At 60.4% G+C, this 17,467-nt stretch carries 22 protein-coding genes; 6 read left to right on the top strand and 16 right to left on the bottom strand.

What is annotated here, in order from left to right:
* Positions 1-111 precede the first annotated feature (111 nt).
* The 6 genes from ACQEVY_RS25390 to ACQEVY_RS25365 all read left to right on the top strand — a co-directional run bounded on the left by ACQEVY_RS25390 (position 112) and on the right by ACQEVY_RS25365 (position 6,077).
* Positions 112-912, top strand: a complete 801-nt coding sequence (locus ACQEVY_RS25390; protein WP_432951763.1) for a phage tail domain-containing protein — start codon at positions 112-114, stop codon at positions 910-912.
* A gap of 9 nt (positions 913-921) precedes the next feature.
* Positions 922-2,166 (top strand): Gp37-like protein, encoded by a 1,245-nt coding sequence (locus ACQEVY_RS25385; RefSeq protein WP_432951762.1) that lies wholly within the window; start codon positions 922-924, stop codon positions 2,164-2,166.
* A gap of 3 nt (positions 2,167-2,169) precedes the next feature.
* Positions 2,170-3,234 (top strand): hypothetical protein, encoded by a 1,065-nt coding sequence (locus ACQEVY_RS25380; protein ID WP_432951761.1) that lies wholly within the window; start codon positions 2,170-2,172, stop codon positions 3,232-3,234.
* A gap of 10 nt (positions 3,235-3,244) precedes the next feature.
* Complete coding sequence (locus tag ACQEVY_RS25375) at positions 3,245-4,822, top strand: glycosyl hydrolase family 28-related protein (protein ID WP_432951760.1); 1,578 nt, start codon at positions 3,245-3,247, stop codon at positions 4,820-4,822.
* Positions 4,823-4,887: 65 nt separating this feature from the next.
* Positions 4,888-5,172, top strand: coding sequence for a hypothetical protein (locus tag ACQEVY_RS25370; protein WP_432951759.1), 285 nt, complete (start codon positions 4,888-4,890; stop codon positions 5,170-5,172).
* On the top strand, positions 5,172-6,077 hold the full coding sequence (locus ACQEVY_RS25365; RefSeq protein ID WP_432951758.1) for a peptidoglycan-binding protein: 906 nt from the start codon (positions 5,172-5,174) through the stop codon (positions 6,075-6,077). Before ACQEVY_RS25370 ends, ACQEVY_RS25365 begins: the two co-directional genes overlap by 1 nt.
* A 518-nt stretch (positions 6,078-6,595) precedes the next feature.
* Here ACQEVY_RS25365 and ACQEVY_RS25360 read toward each other — a convergent pair.
* From ACQEVY_RS25360 to ACQEVY_RS25285, 16 genes are all read right to left on the bottom strand, one after another.
* Positions 6,596-6,751 (bottom strand): hypothetical protein, encoded by a 156-nt coding sequence (locus ACQEVY_RS25360; protein ID WP_432951757.1) that lies wholly within the window; start codon positions 6,749-6,751, stop codon positions 6,596-6,598.
* Between the two features lie 68 nt (positions 6,752-6,819).
* Complete coding sequence (locus tag ACQEVY_RS25355) at positions 6,820-7,167, bottom strand: histone-like nucleoid-structuring protein Lsr2 (RefSeq protein ID WP_432951756.1); 348 nt, start codon at positions 7,165-7,167, stop codon at positions 6,820-6,822.
* Positions 7,168-7,452: 285 nt separating this feature from the next.
* Positions 7,453-7,743, bottom strand: coding sequence for a hypothetical protein (locus tag ACQEVY_RS25350; protein ID WP_432951755.1), 291 nt, complete (start codon positions 7,741-7,743; stop codon positions 7,453-7,455).
* Positions 7,740-8,519, bottom strand: coding sequence for a hypothetical protein (locus tag ACQEVY_RS25345; protein ID WP_432951754.1), 780 nt, complete (start codon positions 8,517-8,519; stop codon positions 7,740-7,742). The genes ACQEVY_RS25350 and ACQEVY_RS25345 overlap by 4 nt, the downstream gene beginning before the upstream one ends.
* A 15-nt stretch (positions 8,520-8,534) precedes the next feature.
* Complete coding sequence (locus ACQEVY_RS25340) at positions 8,535-10,007, bottom strand: DUF3987 domain-containing protein (RefSeq protein ID WP_432951753.1); 1,473 nt, start codon at positions 10,005-10,007, stop codon at positions 8,535-8,537.
* A gap of 107 nt (positions 10,008-10,114) precedes the next feature.
* Positions 10,115-10,435, bottom strand: a complete 321-nt coding sequence (locus ACQEVY_RS25335) for a hypothetical protein (RefSeq protein WP_432951752.1) — start codon at positions 10,433-10,435, stop codon at positions 10,115-10,117.
* A 4-nt stretch (positions 10,436-10,439) separates the two neighbouring features.
* Positions 10,440-10,958 carry a hypothetical protein gene (locus ACQEVY_RS25330; RefSeq protein WP_432951751.1) on the bottom strand — a complete coding sequence of 173 codons (519 nt, stop codon included), beginning with the start codon at positions 10,956-10,958 and terminating at the stop codon, positions 10,440-10,442.
* Positions 10,959-11,181: 223 nt separating this feature from the next.
* Positions 11,182-11,766 (bottom strand): Lsr2 family DNA-binding protein, encoded by a 585-nt coding sequence (locus ACQEVY_RS25325; protein WP_432951750.1) that lies wholly within the window; start codon positions 11,764-11,766, stop codon positions 11,182-11,184.
* 1,032 nt (positions 11,767-12,798) lie between these two features.
* Positions 12,799-13,110, bottom strand: coding sequence for a hypothetical protein (locus ACQEVY_RS25320; RefSeq protein WP_432951749.1), 312 nt, complete (start codon positions 13,108-13,110; stop codon positions 12,799-12,801).
* 253 nt (positions 13,111-13,363) lie between these two features.
* A complete protein-coding gene (locus tag ACQEVY_RS25315; RefSeq protein WP_432951748.1) occupies positions 13,364-14,137 on the bottom strand; it encodes a hypothetical protein in 774 nt (257 codons plus the stop codon).
* A gap of 15 nt (positions 14,138-14,152) precedes the next feature.
* A complete protein-coding gene (locus ACQEVY_RS25310) occupies positions 14,153-14,290 on the bottom strand; it encodes a hypothetical protein (RefSeq protein ID WP_432951747.1) in 138 nt (45 codons plus the stop codon).
* A 186-nt stretch (positions 14,291-14,476) separates the two neighbouring features.
* The gene (locus ACQEVY_RS25305; RefSeq protein ID WP_432951746.1) at positions 14,477-14,845 is read right to left on the bottom strand and encodes a hypothetical protein; all 369 of its coding nucleotides are present in this window, start codon (positions 14,843-14,845) and stop codon (positions 14,477-14,479) included.
* Positions 14,842-15,093, bottom strand: coding sequence for a hypothetical protein (locus ACQEVY_RS25300; RefSeq protein ID WP_432951745.1), 252 nt, complete (start codon positions 15,091-15,093; stop codon positions 14,842-14,844). Before ACQEVY_RS25300 ends, ACQEVY_RS25305 begins: the two co-directional genes overlap by 4 nt.
* A gap of 132 nt (positions 15,094-15,225) precedes the next feature.
* Positions 15,226-15,552 (bottom strand): hypothetical protein, encoded by a 327-nt coding sequence (locus ACQEVY_RS25295; RefSeq protein ID WP_432951744.1) that lies wholly within the window; start codon positions 15,550-15,552, stop codon positions 15,226-15,228.
* An 813-nt stretch (positions 15,553-16,365) separates the two neighbouring features.
* On the bottom strand, positions 16,366-16,626 hold the full coding sequence (locus ACQEVY_RS25290; RefSeq protein ID WP_432951743.1) for a hypothetical protein: 261 nt from the start codon (positions 16,624-16,626) through the stop codon (positions 16,366-16,368).
* A gap of 171 nt (positions 16,627-16,797) precedes the next feature.
* The gene (locus ACQEVY_RS25285; RefSeq protein ID WP_432951742.1) at positions 16,798-17,106 is read right to left on the bottom strand and encodes a hypothetical protein; all 309 of its coding nucleotides are present in this window, start codon (positions 17,104-17,106) and stop codon (positions 16,798-16,800) included.
* Positions 17,107-17,467 lie beyond the last annotated feature (361 nt).

Below are 17,467 nucleotides of genomic sequence, written 5' to 3'. Positions count from 1 at the left end.
AGCGTTTCAATCGTAGGGAACAACGGTCAGGGGGAGGAAATCCCTCTGACCGCCTTCGACAACTCGGCTTGGCCATCCATCATCATGCAGCCCGGAGCTACCGGGCTCGACATGCCTGCATTCGGTCTCTTCTCTGATGAGTCCCCGAATCTCGACGGCTCTATATACCGGTCTGCTCGGGCTGCTGCCCGAGAGATCATGATTCCGGTCTACCTTCACGGCATTGATCGACAGTCCGTCAACCAACTGAAGCGCAAGCTATTCCAAGCCCTCAACCCCAAGCGGGGTTACTGCCTCCTTAAGTTCACCGAGGGCAACAATAGGACTCGGCAGATATCTGCTTACTACAAGGGCGGTATGGAGGGGGCCGAAGGGGAGACGGCTGGCTTCACGTGGGCTAGGTACGGCCTCAATTTCACCGCTATGGACCCCTGGTTTTATCCGAGTCGCCTTCAGTCCGTCCGGTGGGACTTCGGCACTGGCGAAGCTCTGCTCAGCACCACCACGGGATTCTTCCCCCTGCACCTCAGTGACGGTGTGATGGGTGGTCCTGGAGAAAGCCTCATCATAGATAATCCAGGGGATATCGAGGCGTGGCCCATCTGGGAGCTTCATGGGCCCATCAAGTCGTTCAACCTAACCGGCCCGACTGGAGAAGTCGTCAAGGCTTCTCCTCCCTCTGATGGTAGTGATCTCGTGCCCTCCGGGCGAGTGCTCACCATCGATACGAGGCCCGGCAAGAAGACCGTGAAAGACAACACGGGCGTTAACTATTGGTCCAAGTTGGAAACCAATCCACAGTTCTGGCCGGTCGAGCCCGGCGATACGAATGCAAGCGTGTCCGTAGTAACCGGTGCAGGCAAGGCCGCGGTGGTCCTGTCCTTCTACCCCCGGTACGCGAGCTACGTGTAAGGGGGAGCCTTGGGCTACCGAGTTGAGGTATTCGACAAGAACCTGAAGCGCATTGGCGAGATTGATGAATGGATCTCGCTTGATTTCACCGTACGACTGGCCCAAGAGGGAATCTGGCAACTCCTAATCAAGGACGACACGCCTCAGTCGGATCTCATCGAGAAGGGCGGGGGCATCGCCATTTGGCAGGACGGTGTTTCTAAGCCGCTGCTGTCGGGGCAGGTAGATGTGTTCCAGAAGTATTGGACGAAGGTCCAGCACACGGGGCCCGGCTCTCTCTACATCGGAGGCAAGTGTCATAACGCGCTGACCTACCGCCGATTGGCCTTTCCTGATCCCTCTAAGGCCGTCTCTCAGCAGTACCTAGCGAGGCTGCCTAGCCGTCTGGTCCGAAAGACGTACGGTCCTTCCGCCATCTATGAGGAGCTTTACAACGCGCTTGGCAGCGGGGCCCTCGCAAATCGGCGGGTAAGCGGCCTCAACATGACTGCACCTGTTGAGCCTCCCCTTCCGGCTTACCCCATCACAGACACTCTTCGATTCGATGTGATCGGCGCAAAGCTTGAGGAGTGGTTCAAGGCCCGCAACGTGGCCTATCGCTTCATCTACAACGCCACTACGCAGTTGGTTGACCTTGAGATTTTTACTCCTCGGGATCGCTCCAAGGAGATCCGGTTCAGCCCGGAACTGGGGAACCTTCGCGAATACATCTGGACCCTCAATGCGCCGAAGGTCACCAGGGCCATTGTCGGCTGTGCTGGCGAGAACCTGGACCGGTATTACTACCAGAAGGTTGACTCTGCCGCTGAGGCTGAGTGGGGAATGCAGGTCGAGCAGTTCATTGACCGTCGAGACATTCAGCTTGTCGTGGATAAGGCGACGGGACAGCCGAAGAAGTCCGACGCGACGATGACGGCTGCGGACTTTGAGAACGCCAAGGAAGCGGCCGAGGAGGCTGCCTCAAACGCCCTTGAAGAGGGCGTGATGAGTGGCAACTTCCAGATTTACCCGATCGACACAGCCGACTGCCTCTTTGGTCGAGATTACTTTGTTGGCGACAAGGTGACGGTGGCCGTAGACGGCACCGAGTACAGCGATGTCGTACGTGAGGTCACGATCTCCGTTGACGACGGTGGAAATACCCAGGACGTGAATCCGAAGATCGGCCAGCAGGGAAGCGGTGAGCCGCTGAATCTCTACAAGACCGTTTATGACATGCAAAAGAAGTTGCGCAAGCTAGAGGCGAGGATGTGACGAATGGCAGAGATTAGCTACCCATTCAATGAGGACAACGCCAACGGCGGCGCAAAGGTCGTGTCTCAGACGCAGTGGCAAGCCATGGCAAAGCTCTGGGGACCGGACCGAGTTGACTTCCAGCTCACTGCCAACACGTACGGAAGCACCAGCCTTCCCTTTTGGGCGACCATCGTGAACGGGCGCACAGTCCAGGTTAACCCTGGAAAAGCTTGGGTCGGAGGCTTCTATTACAGCCTTACAGCCACGCAAGGCGTGACAGTGCCTAACAACTCCACGACCAGGCCGCGTAAGGATCTGATTGTCCTTCAGGCGGACATGGCCAAGGGTGCAGTGAATCTCGTCATCGTCACGGGTACGCCTGCCGCTTCTCCTGTAGCGCCACAGCCACGGCGCCAGGCAGGCGGACTCTGGGAAATGCCTCTGTACGAGGTCGACGCAGCGGCGAACAATGCATCGGTCACGATCGCTGGTCGCATGCCTTTCGACTCGGCTCCTAGCGTCTCAGTCCCTTGGAATGCTGGAAATTCGGCTGCGTTTCTTCCTCGCGGCTCGTTCGTCGTCAACATGGACAATGCCAACGGGGATGCGCAGACCGAGAGCTTCAACGGCAGGGACGCGTATCTCGTCACTCGCCATCTCGGTAAGTCCAAGACCTACACCCCCAGTGTTCTCAACGTCAGTGCCCTGCCAACCAACTTCCGTACTGGACGCTGGCGTTGGATCGCTCCTAATACGTTTTGGTTCTCTGCACGAATCGATGTAGACCGTAACTCCGGTGCTTGGGTCAGTGGCTCTAATTGGCGCTCCGGGATCACCCTGCCTGTGGCCTCGAACAAGAAGGCCATACAGGTGCTGCACGGGTACATGGCCAACCCGGAAAGAAGCGCGGGCCTGCCGAACATGCTCTCAATCACGGCGACTACCGAGCCGGGGACTTCCGCTCTCCTCCTGCACGTACCCAACGTCGAGACCGCAACTGGCGGACTCGACGGCCTCAGGGGCTTTCCTGCTCGCTCAACATTCTCGATCTCTGGAGTCATCGAGTCGAACCAGATCACTGAATAGGCGGTAATTCATGGCACGAAATATCTTCGGTGGTACCGCCTCTGATGTGGCAGAGGACGCCTCCGGCGTCCGGGTTCCTGGTGCTACGGGAACGGTCTGGGACGGCCCCTCTGAGGGCGCAACACAGGTAACCGACCTCCTCAGCCCAGAGGGCGGCGCGATCACCGAACTCGTGGCCGACGAGTACGGGATGATCTCGGAGTTCCAGGGACCTGACGACGGCTCAGAACGGCTGTGGCTCGACTTCGGGGGCGGTCGAGTGGCCGTCACCTCAAGCACTGTTGGCGAGCGCCTGAGTGCCCATCTGGCTGCCGAGGACCCACACGGCAGCAAGGACCAGGCCCTTGCCGAGTTCAATGCCCAGAAGGGGGCCGCTAACGGCCTGGCGACGCTGGACGCCTTCGGCCTGGTCCTGGAGGAGCAGCTTCCTTCCGTGGCCAAGACCCCGAGCATGGTCGACTGGGTCAACGTTCGGGCTCCTGCCTACGGGGCCAGGGGCGACGGCACGACGGATGACACGGCAGCCATCAGGGCAGCCATCCGGGCAGCCGGCACCGGTGGTGTCGTGTACTTCCCCAGGGGCGTTTACCGCATCTCTGGAACGCTCGACCTTCCCCGCGGTGTGACTCTGATGGGCAGTCACTCGAATCTCATGATCGGCCCTGGGATGGGAGACGACGATTTCCCCTGCTACATCCAGGCCCTTCCGAGCTTCACCACTGGCGCCATGATTCAGATCATTGGAGACGCTGACGGAACTCACCCTGCAATCAACGGCGAACAGCGCATCTTCAACTTGATGCTCGACGGCTCCAAGGTGCCTACCGGCACCCTTGACGGTATTTATGCCGAGGGCAATGTACAAAACGTCGTCATGAGGGACGTATGCATTCGAAAGATGCCGAACAATGGCATCATCACTGGCTCAAATGCGGGCGGTGAATGGCCGTACTCTTGGCGCCTTCACTCTGTCATGGTGGACAACTGCAAGGCGAACGGCATTGTTTTTGATCGCCAGACTGACCTTTCAATGCTTGATGTTCAGGTTATTGGCTGCTGGTCCACTGGTATCCGTCTCTCCAATTCCGCTAACACGATCCTTGAAGCCTGCCGAGTGGAGTGGTGCGGAGGCTACGGATTCCACATCACTGGCGATTGGGGTAACTGGCCCGGCAGCGGTTCTATGACTATGTCTGCTTGCTCGACAGACCGTAATGGGTGGGACGGAGTGAGGGTCGACGCGACCGGTAACGGGCCCTTCATCATCAACGCTCTTCAGACGCGCCGTGATGGGCGCAACGGTGGTCCTGGTGGTGGAAAGTTCGCGGGCCTGGCCCTGCTCAACCGTGCTCCGGTCATCGTCACCGGTCTTGGCTGCTACGTAGGCACGGACGACCAGGGCACAGCTAATACGAGTCCTCAGTACGGCCTCAGGGTTGCCGATGCCCGAGACGTGAATGTCACTGCGGCTTACCTGCACGGCCTAACGGCTGGCGTGTTCCAGGAAGGCACCAACGAACGAGTCCGGCTGACCGGCATTACGACCGTGGCCGGCAACAACTATTCCGAGGACCGCGTACAGGTCTGATTTCCCTCAGGGCGGTCCTGGACTTCGGTCCGGGGCCGCCTTTGTGCTGCCCTCCTGGAGCCCCTATGACCCTTTCAAATTTCTTCTCGATCTCGGGGACTCTTGCGACCTTCGTTGCGGCTTTGGTTGTCGTCCTCGCAAGCCACAGAACCAGCGCCGCGAAGGTCTGGCGCGAGGAGGCAGAGGCCCAGAAGGAACGGGCTGACCGCCTTGCCGGCGACCTGACCGAGATCAAGAACCGCCTTACTCGGATTGAGCAGGAAAACGCCCGGCTGATCCAGCTCCTCACCTCTCTCGACCCTGCCCGCCTTGCCGTTGTCCGGCTGGCGGATAACCCAACGGAGGATTAATGGCAACTCCCATGACTCCTGCGCAGATTAAGGCGCAGCTCAAGAAGTTCGGTGTTTCGTTCAAGGAATACAAGGACTGGTCGACCCACAACCGGAACCATAAGGGTTCCTGGGGTCCCGTTCACGGCCTGATGGTCCACCACACTGGCTCTGACTCCAAGGATCAGCGACAGCTCCTGTACGCGGGCACTGCGGCTCTTCCTGGTCCTCTGTGCCAGTTCGGCCTTAGCCAGGACGGCACGATTCATCTCGTCGGCTGGGGCCGAGCAAATCACGCAGGCGCCGGGGACGATGACGTTCTTCACGCCGTTAAGAACGAGCTGAAGCTTCCCGTAGATAACGAGTCCAACACTGACGGCAATAGGCATTTTTACGGTGTTGAGATTTGGTACAGCGGTAGTCACGAGATGACCGATGCACAGTACGCGACGCTGCGAAAGCTCGCTGCGGCTATTTGCGACTTCCACAACTGGAACGAGAAGTCAGTCATTGGTCACGGTGAATGGGGCAGCCCTGGTAAGTGGGACCCCGGATACAAGCCGGGCAAGATGATGGACATGGACGAGGTCCGGGCGGACATCAAGGCAACCATTGCCAAGACGGAGCCAGAGACCCCCTCTAAGCCCACTTCCCCGAGCAAGCCGAAGCCTGCTCCGAAGCCTGTTACTCCGGCCTTCCCTGGCGCGTATTACTTCCGCCCTGGGGCTCGTAACTCATATGTCACCACGCTCGGAAAGCAGCTCGTCAAGAAGGGTTACGGCAAGTTCTACAAGCAGGGTCCTGGCCCTCATTGGACTGCCGTTGACCGAGCCGCGGTGAGGGCATTCCAGAAGGCACAGGGGTGGACGGGTAGCAACGCTGACGGCTACCCAGGCCCTGAGACCTGGAAGCGCCTGTTCTCCTGATCTCTGCACACTAAGGAGTGATGCATCATTAACGTTATCGGTTCGTTTCTTTCCAAGCACGGGGTACGGATCTATGCGGCGCTCTCGGCGCTCGTTCCCGTCCTCCTGATCATCTGGCCAGGAGTCCCGTGGGAAGCCGTCGTGGCGTCCGCTGCGGCTCTGCTCGGTGTCGGTGTAGCTGCGGCCTCGCACGAGGACACCAAGACTCTCAAGGCCCTGTACGAGGACTCTCCGTTTGCCGCTGAGCTTCGCGGACAGTCGGGCGAGTAGCCCGACCATGAACTAGGTGCAGGGGTGCACCTGGGGTAGAGAGAAACAAAAAGGCCCCCTCCCGAAAGGGAGGGGGCCTTTTCTTCGTTTGCCTAGATTGCGTCCTTGCCCTCACGGGCTCCACCGTGGCCCCAACCACAATTCAGGTTGATGCACTTAGAACAGTGACGACATTCGACGCGTGTACTTCCTTCCGGCAAGAAGCCGGAACAGTCAGCGCACTTGTGCCGTTCCTTCTCGCTCACTCGTCACTCCCCCGGCTTCACAGCCACGATGCGGACGCTGCTGACACCCTCGGTGTCCTCCAGTTCCTCCGCGCGCTGCTTGGCGCTCGGGTCGTCGTAGGCAGAGACAGACGTGCGTTCCTCGCCGCCCTCGGTCCAAGTGACTCTGTAGTTCTTCACGATGCTCCTACGGGAGAGGCCCGCCCCACTCGGGACGGGCCTCACACGGTATCTAGGGGGTCTGACAATCAGGCGTTGGCCGCCGCGTACGCTTCCTTGACCGAGGCGGGAACGCGGCCTCGGTCGTTGACGTCAAGGCCGTTCTTTCTGGCCCATGCGCGGTACTCCTCCGGAGTGGGCTCACCATCGGGGCGGGCAGGCTTGCTGGCCGCCCGGCTGCGGGTGCCGGCAGCAGCTCGGCCACCGGTCTTGCGCCCGGCCTTCACGTACGGCTCCAGAAACTTGCGGATCTCGGCCGCCTTGTCGCTGGTCAAGTCGATCTCATACGACTTGCCGTCCAGAGCAAACGTCAGCGTCTCGTCCGCCTCCTTGCCGTCGATGTCGTCAAGGAGGAGAACCTGAACCTTCTGGGCCATGCCTGTTTCCTTTCGCTACCGGTTGAATGACCGGCTGTCGTGTAGGGGGTGGTATCCGGGCATCCCTACCGGACACCAAACCCCGTCTCTTTACTGCGTCTTGGGACTCAAAGCTGTCACGGTGAGGTTGTCATATGCCCCTCACATACTCAACTTCGTTTCATTCTCTCCACTTCCCTTCACACCACTTCCGGCAGAGAGCCTCATAACGGCCCTGCACTGCATGTGCAGTTGCCTTGTGCACTTTGGGCATAGAAGAAGGGGCCGCAGGCTTACCCTTCACGGTCACCATGATCCGTCCGCTTTCAGGCGCGTACGCGCCTCACTCATGGCTACGCGGTAACGAGCCAGGCCCGCCGAGTCCATGAGGACCAGAGCCATGAGCGTGCTGAACTCCGGGCGGATCTCACCACGACCAGCCAAGATCCGGTAGGCGTCCATCACTCCGAGGCAGTACCCCGCCACCTCCATAAGGGAGTTGGGGTCGACCTCCACCAAGAACGCCCCCTCGGTGACCTCTCTTACGTAAGCGGCTGCTTCTTGAGTCGCCTCTTCCGTGGTCCACTTCACGGTCATCGCACCTCTCCCTGCGCCGCTACGAATTGCGAGTGGTCAGCGGTGAGCCAGCCGATAACTCTTCTGCGGCTGTTGTCCACGACCGTCCATCGGCCGTCTCCGGGGTCTTGCTCACCGGTCAGCCAACCCTCGAAAAGCACGCCCCGGCGTGCGGTGCTGACGGACTGTGGAGCTTGCTCGGGCTTGGCCTCTTCGTCACCCTGGTCTTGGTCCTGGTCCTCGATGGCCTCGGGCTCCTGGTCCTGGCGCTCGTCCTCCTCCGGAGCGTGCGCCCACCAGACCTGAGACTGAAGCGAGCCCGTGAAGATCACCTCTCCCGACTCCACGGCCCGAACCTCGTACCGTGCAGCTCCCGCGTAACTGATCTCGGCAAGGGTGCCGTCGTCCTTCGGCTCGGAGGACCGCTTGCCCCCCTTCCCGCCGAAGAGGAGCCGTGCGTTGACGTCCAACCGAGCGGACCGCACAGCGGGAATGTTCCTGATCTCCCCGTGAATCCACTCGCCCGGCTTCGGGGGCTCGGCGTGACGAATGAACCCGTGCTCGGGGATGAGTGTTGTCCAGGTCTGACGTGTAGCCGGGTCGGTGCCCTTCTCCCCGACGCAGACACGAACGGCCTTGACCTTGACCCCGTTGTGGGTGGCCTTCATCTCCTTGGGCTCGGCCAGCAGGGTTCCGACTCGGGTCACTTCGTGCCCTCGGGTGTCCTTCCCGAAGGCGGTCACGTAGTCGCCAGGCTTCACCTTGGCGAGCTGCTTCTTGAGGTCGTCTGCGGACATGATCCGTTCCTCTCCTTAGTTCCCAGCCGGAACAGGCTGGGTGGTCCTCTTCTTGGGTGCGGCAGCCTTCTTCGTGGTGGCCTTATTCACCGCCTTGCGACGGGGTGCCGGCGGGGAAGCCGCGGTGGCCTTCTTCGCAGGAGCCGCAGCCGTCTTGGCGGGTGTCTTCCTCGTGGAAGCCGCCTTCTTCGCGGGAGCCTTCCGGGCAGGCGCCCGACGCTGAGCGGGGACCGCTACGGGCTCGGGCTCAGGTTCCGGCTTGGGCTCGACCAACCGGAAGAACGTGGGGTTCTGCCCAGGGCGGTTCACCCGAACCTGAGTCGTCTCGACATCCGGCATCTCCTCAGCCATGGACTGAAGTTCAGCCGCAGGGAACCGGGAGCTGAGGGCCCGATAGAGCTGACTCGACGTCTGAGGCCCCTTATCCCGGAGTACCCGCCTAATCCGCTCATCAAGGGGGGCCGCTGTCCGCCCCGAAGCGGCCGGAGACTGGGCAACCAGTTGCAGCACGGAGTTAACGCTGTACTCGACGAAAGCTTGTGCCGCCTTCACGGCCTCCACGCTGATTACGGTCTTACGCGCTGCTGCTGTGAGGACGCAGGCAATCCGCATGACTTGCTCATCGGCCCGTTCCACGTAAGCGGCTCGGTCCTCCGGCATATCTTCCAACAGCTCTTCGTACTTTTCCGCCAACGCGTCGAAGTACTTTGCCGAAGCGTCGCTCAGCTCCATGTCTCGGACCTCTTCACGAGCCCAATCGTAAGCGGCTTTCAGGGGTTGAGACGGGGCCACGAAGTCCAAAGGCTTACCCTTGAACTTCGCCTTAGGGAGCTTCTTGCTCTTACGCACAATTACCGGAAGCAGCCGGTTGTACGTACCCCCCGCAGCGTCCTTATCTTTGACGTACTGCCCCCAAAGCCTCGGCTGAATGTGTGCGTGGAATCCCAGAGCGGGAGACTCTACGGCCTGCACAACCGTTTTGCCGTCCTTCTTCGTGACGTTGCGGATCGCCTTGCCGTCCCACGCAGTACGCAGAACGCCCGGATACTTCGGGCATCGGGCCGTCAGTTGCAGTGTGGTCGGCCACTCCTCGTCTACGACCAATGTCCGGTTATCGAGACCGCCTTCACTAGTCAGTGATTCCTGTTCATTCTCATAGACGGTGGAGATCAGCGACGGTCCCGACGACTGCCCACCCGTACGGCGGAGCTTCAGGAACTCTCCGATCGACTTGGACAGAATCGCCTCTGCCGTAGCCAGGGCAAAGCCCTTACGCGCCAACTTTGAGCGCCCCGCAAGTACCGTCCAGACGACTACAGGGCGGCCGTCCGGCTGAAATACGGTGCCACCGAGGGCCGTCGAGTAGAGGGCATACACAGCCGCCAGAACTCCGATGGGGTCTGCTTCTGTGAAGGGATCAGCATCTTTCACCGCCTTGCCGATAGGCCCATAGGCCATCTGATCAAATGACGGGGTTTCCTGGAACACTCCAGACCTCCGATATCTAGCGGTTTTATTGCACGTCCACACCTTGGGTGTGAGCGTCCATGGATCAGGGCCGGAGCAGCTTCCCTTCCGGCCCTCACCAAAGAGGCTCAGCCCTGCTTGTCGTCCTCGTCGGGACCAAGTACGGCGTTGAGAATGTCGTCAGATGCCTTGCGGGCGGACGCGACACTCTGACGGCACATTTCCGCCAAGTGCTTGTATCCGAAGTTGGTCACGTAAGACTTGTCCTGGGCGGCCTTCACATCGGGGTTGGCCTGGCCCGCCTCATAGGCGGCCTGAGCCTCCTTGGCGCCCTCCTCCATCCGTTCCACGTAGACCTGAAGCGCGGTTCGTATGATGGTTTCGTGCTCGACCACCACCGCGTGATAGCGGGCAACTTCCTTTTCCATCCCAGAGTCGATGTATCCCATTGCCTCAGAACTCCTTTGCTTCCTCGATGTTCAGCAGACCCTTATGGCCCATGGCGCGGGCCATCCAGGTTGCTGCGTCCTTCTGGGAGGCGAACCCTCCCTTATGTGGGAGCGGGTGAGCTTCGGACTCGTCCCACTCCGTACAGTCGATCCAAAACGTGCTGCCCTGTTGCCCGATTCGGGCACCACCGTTCGGCAGGGTGACGAGCGCCTTACCCGGCTCGAACTCGTCAACGTAAATCTTGATCGGCGCACATTCGCGCTCCTCCAACACGGATGCAGAGAATTGGATGATGCGCGTATGTCTGTGCTCGTACTGGATCGTTTCGAGAGACGCCCGAGCTTGCGACTCGGCCGCTTCACACGCTGCCCTGTTCTGGCCAATCCAGATCCCGAGCGTGGCCGAGTGCTGCGAGACGGGAACGAACTCCCACTTATCCGTGTCCTCCTTGGCGTACTCCACCTGATAGACGACACGATGAGTGGTATTGCCGCTGAGCTGAGCAAGCGTTTCGAACTCCACTACACACGTACCTTTCTCGACTCGTCTACGAATGCCCGAGCGGCCTCGCTCACCAAGGCGCGAGCGGCAGTGAGCGGGCAGGCGTAGCCGTTGGCCACGTCGCCCAGCTCGGCGCAGAGGTCCCGAAAGGCACCCAAGCGCGCACACAAATCCGCGGTGCCGGCTGCTCCCCTACCGCGAGCCCGAGCGTCTTCCACGTCCAGGAGCCAGGCCTTGATGCCGCTCACTGAGCACCACCCACCCCGAGCTGGTTGCCGACGAGCCGCAGCCCACTGCGATAGGGGACGGTCCGACCGTCCGCAGGGCCCCAAGCGATGCTGTAGACGTACTCAGGCGCCCACTTCTCCCGCTCGACACTCACCACGTGCCCTATGCGCTCGGGGAAGCGAGAGTGAGAGACACGGTCCCCGGTCTTGAACTCAGGGCCAGACAGGTGGAGTTCACCCTTCTCGGCAGCCTCCACGAACGCCACCAGGACGGCCGCCGGAACTCGGCCCCGCTGCCCAACTCGGAAGCCGTTCCGCTGAGCCCACTCGCGAGCCGCTTGTGTACGGAAAGCCTCCGACGCAACCCACGCCCTACGGCTCCGCTCGGCCTCCCTGGCTGCCTCGTCGTGCTTCCGGTACTCCACCCGAACGGCAACCTCCTTCAGCCGCCGTTCACGCTCCATCTCGTACCTGTAGAGCCGGTACTCAGGAGGGGTTACAGGTGAACCATCGTCCTCACCCATCAGCAGCCCTCGCTTGACGATCCAGGCCCGGACAACGGCAGGATCAAGCTGCTCTTCGTCTGTTGCTGCCGTGTTCACGCAGCCTCACCGCGCCCGAGCTGCTGACTGTCAGTCCGGTACACGGGCCACAGCCCACGAGACAGCGGCACAGGGCCGACGCCATGCCTCCACCGGACCCAGTAGACCCAGTAACGACACGGCCATAACCCGCGCTGCTCGATGCTCACGACCTTGCCCGCGTTACCGGGCTCACGGAAGTGCGAGACCCGATCGCCCGGCATGAACTCAGGCTTTCTCACTTGCTTTCCCTCCCCTTTCTAGTGGCTCAACACAACCGACCGGACGGCATCCCTTTCGTACGGTCGATCATGTGAAGCACTAGCTAGGACTCTTAGCGCATTCGTCGCACACGTACAGCTTTTCCGAGACCTTCCCGCATATCTCGCATTCGCGCGTACCTCCGGGTGTCCCGTCCGTGTTGTACTTCGGCTGTACCCGCTCCACCTTCCATCCCTCGTACTCCCACACAAGGCGCCCGAGAGTCCTTAGGCCCTGGGGAACTATCTGCTCCCAAGCCCCCTCCATGACTTCTGCCGACTCACAGACGACCCTTTCGGCCTCTGTCAGGGTCGGCACGGATTCGATGATCTCGCCGTTGCGGCAGACGTTAAGCATTGCTCCCCTTGCCTTTACTCAGCGAACTTTTCGGTTTTCCAGTCCCAGCCCCACTCAGTTGAGAAGTGGGCCGCACACGAGACTGAATCGGTAGTCCAGCCCCTTCCGACCTTGCGGTAAGGGCTGAGAGACGACGACACGAGACGATCTAGCTCGTCATCGGGCAAGGTTTCCCCCGGCATGGGATCTGCCGTCTGTGCGTCCCATGCGCCGTATTCCTCGGTCATGTCCTCATTCTTGAGGACGATCCGGAATCCCCTCTCACCCGCACGCCAATAGATGGACACGCGCAAGTCCAGAGGTTCCCTGATGATGCCCACTGCCGCATGAGTGGCAGTGGCTTCGGTCACTCCCATTTGTGATCCCTTCACTAGTCGACCGAGCAAAGGACGTGGGGGAGCATCCCTAATCCACCACGTCCCAAGCTCACCCCGACTACTTGCGGGCGTTGTTCAGTGCCGCAACGGCCTTCTCCTGGAGGTCCTTAGGAAGGCACCCCGCGTGCCGTCGGGCTCGGCGCATGTGGCTGTAGAACATGACGCCTTCCCAGTTCGCGCCACCCTCGGCGCATCCCAGAAGGCAACGCACCTTCCAGTGGGTGTCACTTCCGGGGTACGCGGCAAGCGGCTGCCAGCCCAGCTCACGAATTCGCGCGAGCGCCTTTTCAGCACTCGCAATGTTGCGCTTGCTCATTCCCGTCTTCAGTACGGGGTCCAGCTCGGGGAGTTCGGGGGCCTGGTCGGTCATTGCGTGTGTCCCTTTCTCGGTTAGATGTCGTCTGCGTGGCGTCGTGCATGAACGAGGTCAACGCCACCATCAGGGCAGTGCGGGCACGGAACCGTGTTCTCTTCCCTCCACTGCTTTACGGTGACCAGGACCAGCCCGTCACACGCTCCACAGGTCATGTGCACCATGCGGTTTCCCTTCGTTAGAGGCAAAGCAAAGGGCACGGACGCGCATCCCTATCCGTCCGTGCCCCAAACTGCGCCGCTAGCGACCGCTAGAACGGCAGGTAGAGAACCGGCACAGCCGAGTCATGTTCGGCCAAGTACGTTGCCCCGCCATTGCAGCTGAAGCGGTAATGCGTTCCGGCGCCTGGAATCTCGATGACGTCAACGGACTTCACTTCAAAGGCTCCGGTCCCCTTGAACACGACCAGGTCACCCGTGCTCACGAAATCATCGGCGCCCGTGCCAATCGCAGCCATGACGTCCTGAGCCAGCTTCATTCCGAGGACGTGACTCCCCCAGTCGTCACCCCAGATAACGGGCTGAGACAGGAAGTCACTCCTCTTGACGGGAGCCATTGCGGGAGAGATGCGCTCTCCGATGATGGGGCCGGATTCGTGGGTGATCGGGCCGTTTCCGGTCTCCCACTCCTCCACGGACACGCGGAACGCGTCCGCGAATGTCTTGACCTTGTGCACACGGCACAGGAGGAGCCCGCGAACGGGCTTATCGTCCTCCCACGAATACGTGACGACGCATGCCCGTTCCGGGCAGTGGCCGAGGTACTGATTGACGAGTACCTCGCACTTATGGCCACCGGGAGTCACGTTCTCCAGTGCCTTACGGGCCTCCTCCACGGTGCCCGCATACGTCACCGCGTGGTCTTCCTCGGTCCACGGATCACGTGGGCACACGGCCCACTTACCAGCCATGCGCCCCGAGGACTCCCGGACGATGCACCCCCGATAGGTGGGGTCAGTCAGCCACCCCCCGAGGTACTGAATGCTGTCCGTGTGCGGGTTGATCTTCCACTCATTCGCCGACATTGCGTCTCCCTAGCCTTAGATTACTTCCATGGACAGCACGCGGTTTACGTGAATGTCCTCGTGCAGCCGCATGTCCGTGCGCGCGGAAATCCGGCTACCGATGCCGACCACTCGCCCCTTGAGGATCACGTCACCGTCAATGAAGGTGATCACCAGGGACTCATCTTTGCCCGACCCCCACCATGTCCGCTTAATGGTCTTCAGAGTGAGCAACGCTCCCCCTCTCTGCTGAGCCTCTGAGCTTGTCTCTAGAGACTGGCCGAGTAGGGCATGAGTGATCCGGTCCGGAATTCCGGGTGATACTTCCCATGCCCTCTACGGTCAATCGCTAGCTACGGCTCACGCGCCGTTGCGCTCCTGGATTCCGTCCCCGACACATGCCGGGCATTCGCAGTAATGCACCTGGTGCAACTCTCGCGGGTAGAAGATGGCGTCAAGCTGCCACGGGGCACTGTCTGTTTCCCACGTGTACCGAACCTTGACCATGTCGGGCAGGAATACGTCCGTAACGCGCGCTTCGAAGACGAACGGAGAACGCGCACGCGTAAGTCCATTCCGCCTGTCAGGCACGCTGTAATACGGCCGGACGTTGACCAGTTGCCCCACAAGGGATTCCGGCGAGTCCCCCTCGTGTGTCTTCGGATCTCCGATGGGGCGCACTTCTGCATTTCCCCATCCGTCGCGCTTGACGTAGGTCTGTTTACTCATGCCACAACCTCCCCAGTGATGTACTCACGCTCAAACTCCCGCTTACTCGTCACGAGGTCGTCAAAGGAAGTGAACGGGAACGGAATGAACCCGGTTTCGCCATTCCTACGGACATAGTGCAGCCCAACCCGTCCGTCTCGGAGCTGCACGACGCTATCCCTTTCCAGGACCTGACTCTTGCCGAGAATGAGCGTGTGCCTACGGGTGACCTTTGCCAGGACGAGACCGCCTGTACGCGTGTTCTTCATTGCCTTGTCTCCTGTCTCCCGCTCCTGTGAGCGGGCATGGAAAAGGCACGGAAGTGCATCCCTAAACCTCCGTGCCCAACGGTCCTACTGGTGCGGTTACGCGGTGCCGGCGGAGACTACTCCGAGTGATCGTTACAACTCGGTGGCGTCGCCTGCTGCCATGCTGAGTTCATGGTCGATCCGCTCGACAACTTCCCTGGAGACTCCGTTCCTCCGGTCGGTCACGGCTTCACTGAGAAACCCGTAGTCCTCTTCCGTGAGGTGGAGTACGTACCTGAACTCATTCCCGTCAGGGATACAGTCCGCTGCTGCCTCAGTCATGGCGGAGCGAACGCGCTCGGCCTGGTCAAGTCGTGAGGCCGCCCGGAAGCGCCGTACGCGATTCTCATATCCGGTTACCGCACTCTTCCAATCGTCTTCGGTTAGGAAGACGGGATACCGGTACAGTGCAGCGCTCATCAGTAGTTCGCGGGCATCTTCTGAGGGACGCTTGCGAAGTAATCCCGGTTGTACGTGGCCACGTTGATAACGTGCCCTTTCTGGTCGTCAGCGTCGAACTCGGTCACTTGCGCGCACACGTACTCTCGGCACTGGGTCAACCCGCGCTGAGCCCGCCACTTAGCGAACTGGTGAGGGTCCTCAATACGGCTCGGGCACAGTGCAGAGTCGTAATGCGTCGTCCCCTTGGTACTGATGAACGTCACCCGAAACATGATGTTCATTGCTATTCCCATCGTTTGCCAGTGCGCCTATACGCAGTGGACAGAAGGGCACACGGGAGCATCCCTAATCCCATGTGCCCGTACTGACGACTACGGCCTAGCTATGCACCGGTAAGTCGTGTCCTGTTCGCCTTCCTTCCTATGTGTCTCGCATCGAGCCTGACAGTGGTGGTGCTTATCTCCCCGGACCTCAACACATGCCCAGTGCGTTACCGCCTCTTCACAGAAGGGGATGCACTTAATCCCCTCTGCCGCTGCATAGCTGCTGTAGTGAACGCCTACTCTGTTGGACATTTCTGCCCCTCCTTAGTGCAGTGACATGCAGTGGTTGTCTGGCGGGCCCATACGGACACCCAGACGTTTGAACTGGGAAGCGAGTAGTTCCCCGCTTTCCTTAAGCGCGCTCACGAGGGTGTCAATGTCCCATCCCTCGTAATTCCAGAGAGCCCCCTTACAGTCCTCAGCCGTTTCGGGGAACCAGCCTCCCAACGATTCCGCCATGTGCTCAGCGCACGCGGTGAAGTCGGCAGGCTCGTAATAGAAGTAGCGCTCAGACACTGGCGTTTCCTCCTGCCACCGGGCGCCCGGAAAGGCTTGCCGCCATCTCGTGCGCGTCGCGCTCACTCAAGCCACGTCCGCCGTAGAACGGGGTCTGTCCGGTCGCGTTGTACCGCACCACCATGAACAAGCCTTCGTCGTCACTATCCGGCTTGACTCGGTAGCCTTCTGCCCCGGTAAAAACCCACCGGTTACAGATGAATGACATGCCGTCCGGGTTGCCCGTCGGATAGTCAGTAATGCCCTGGCTCATATTCGTTCCTCCCCTTACTCCATTACGACTGTTCGCAATGGGTGAGAGGGCACACAGAAGAGCATCCCTAATCCGCTGTGTGCCCGACTCCCCTACGACGTCAGTGCATAGAGATGATGAGTGCCGCTACGGTGAGCGCCACCAGAAAGAGGACGACGAACGGCTTAGCGCTCATGCCTCCTCCAGTGGAGTCACACGCACGTTGAAGCCGTTCACCAGGGCATAGCCCGTGCGGTAGATGTCCGCTATTCCACGGGTGCTTTCGCCCTGCTCACCAATGGACTCAGTGAAGGTGCGCACGGAGAAAACCATGTTTCCCCACGAACGCACGGGATAGACGAACGGCTTACTTCCGTCCCGTCCCATGACGCTCACTGCAAATACGCCATGGTTCCGGTAGTCCGTCCAGAACGAGAACTTATGGAGTGGCACGGCGCCCCGTACTCGTCCGCTGGACTGTGCCTCTGTCGCTACTTCCATTGCTTCCCCTTAGGGATCGCAGTACGGCCCACACGGACCCTTGCAAGTGCCTAACCGACACTCCCCCCGACTCACTCACGGTGGACGCTTAGAGACACGCTCAGTCGGCCAGTGAGTATCAGTCACCGTGCCGCTAGCACGCTTGCCGCAATCCGTTGTGTGTGAGCCGTAGGCAATCTCAGTTGTGCGTTACGTGCTTCCCTCATGCTTTGCGAGCCGCACTGTTTCCACTTGTGTTGGTTGGTCCCGTGGGAACCGCGCAACGGCTTTCACAGCTTGGCTCGCATCACAATCGCTAGGCATGCAGGTCTATTCATCCCGGATGACCAATCCCGGTTATGGGTTGCAGGTTGGCAGCCTG

Origin of the sequence: Streptomyces sp. CA-288835 (assembly GCF_050936385.1) — a bacterium.
Lineage (GTDB): Bacteria > Actinomycetota > Actinomycetes > Streptomycetales > Streptomycetaceae > Streptomyces.
The sequence above is the reverse complement of the archived record's forward strand: the minus strand, read 5'-3'. Positions and strand labels throughout refer to the sequence as shown.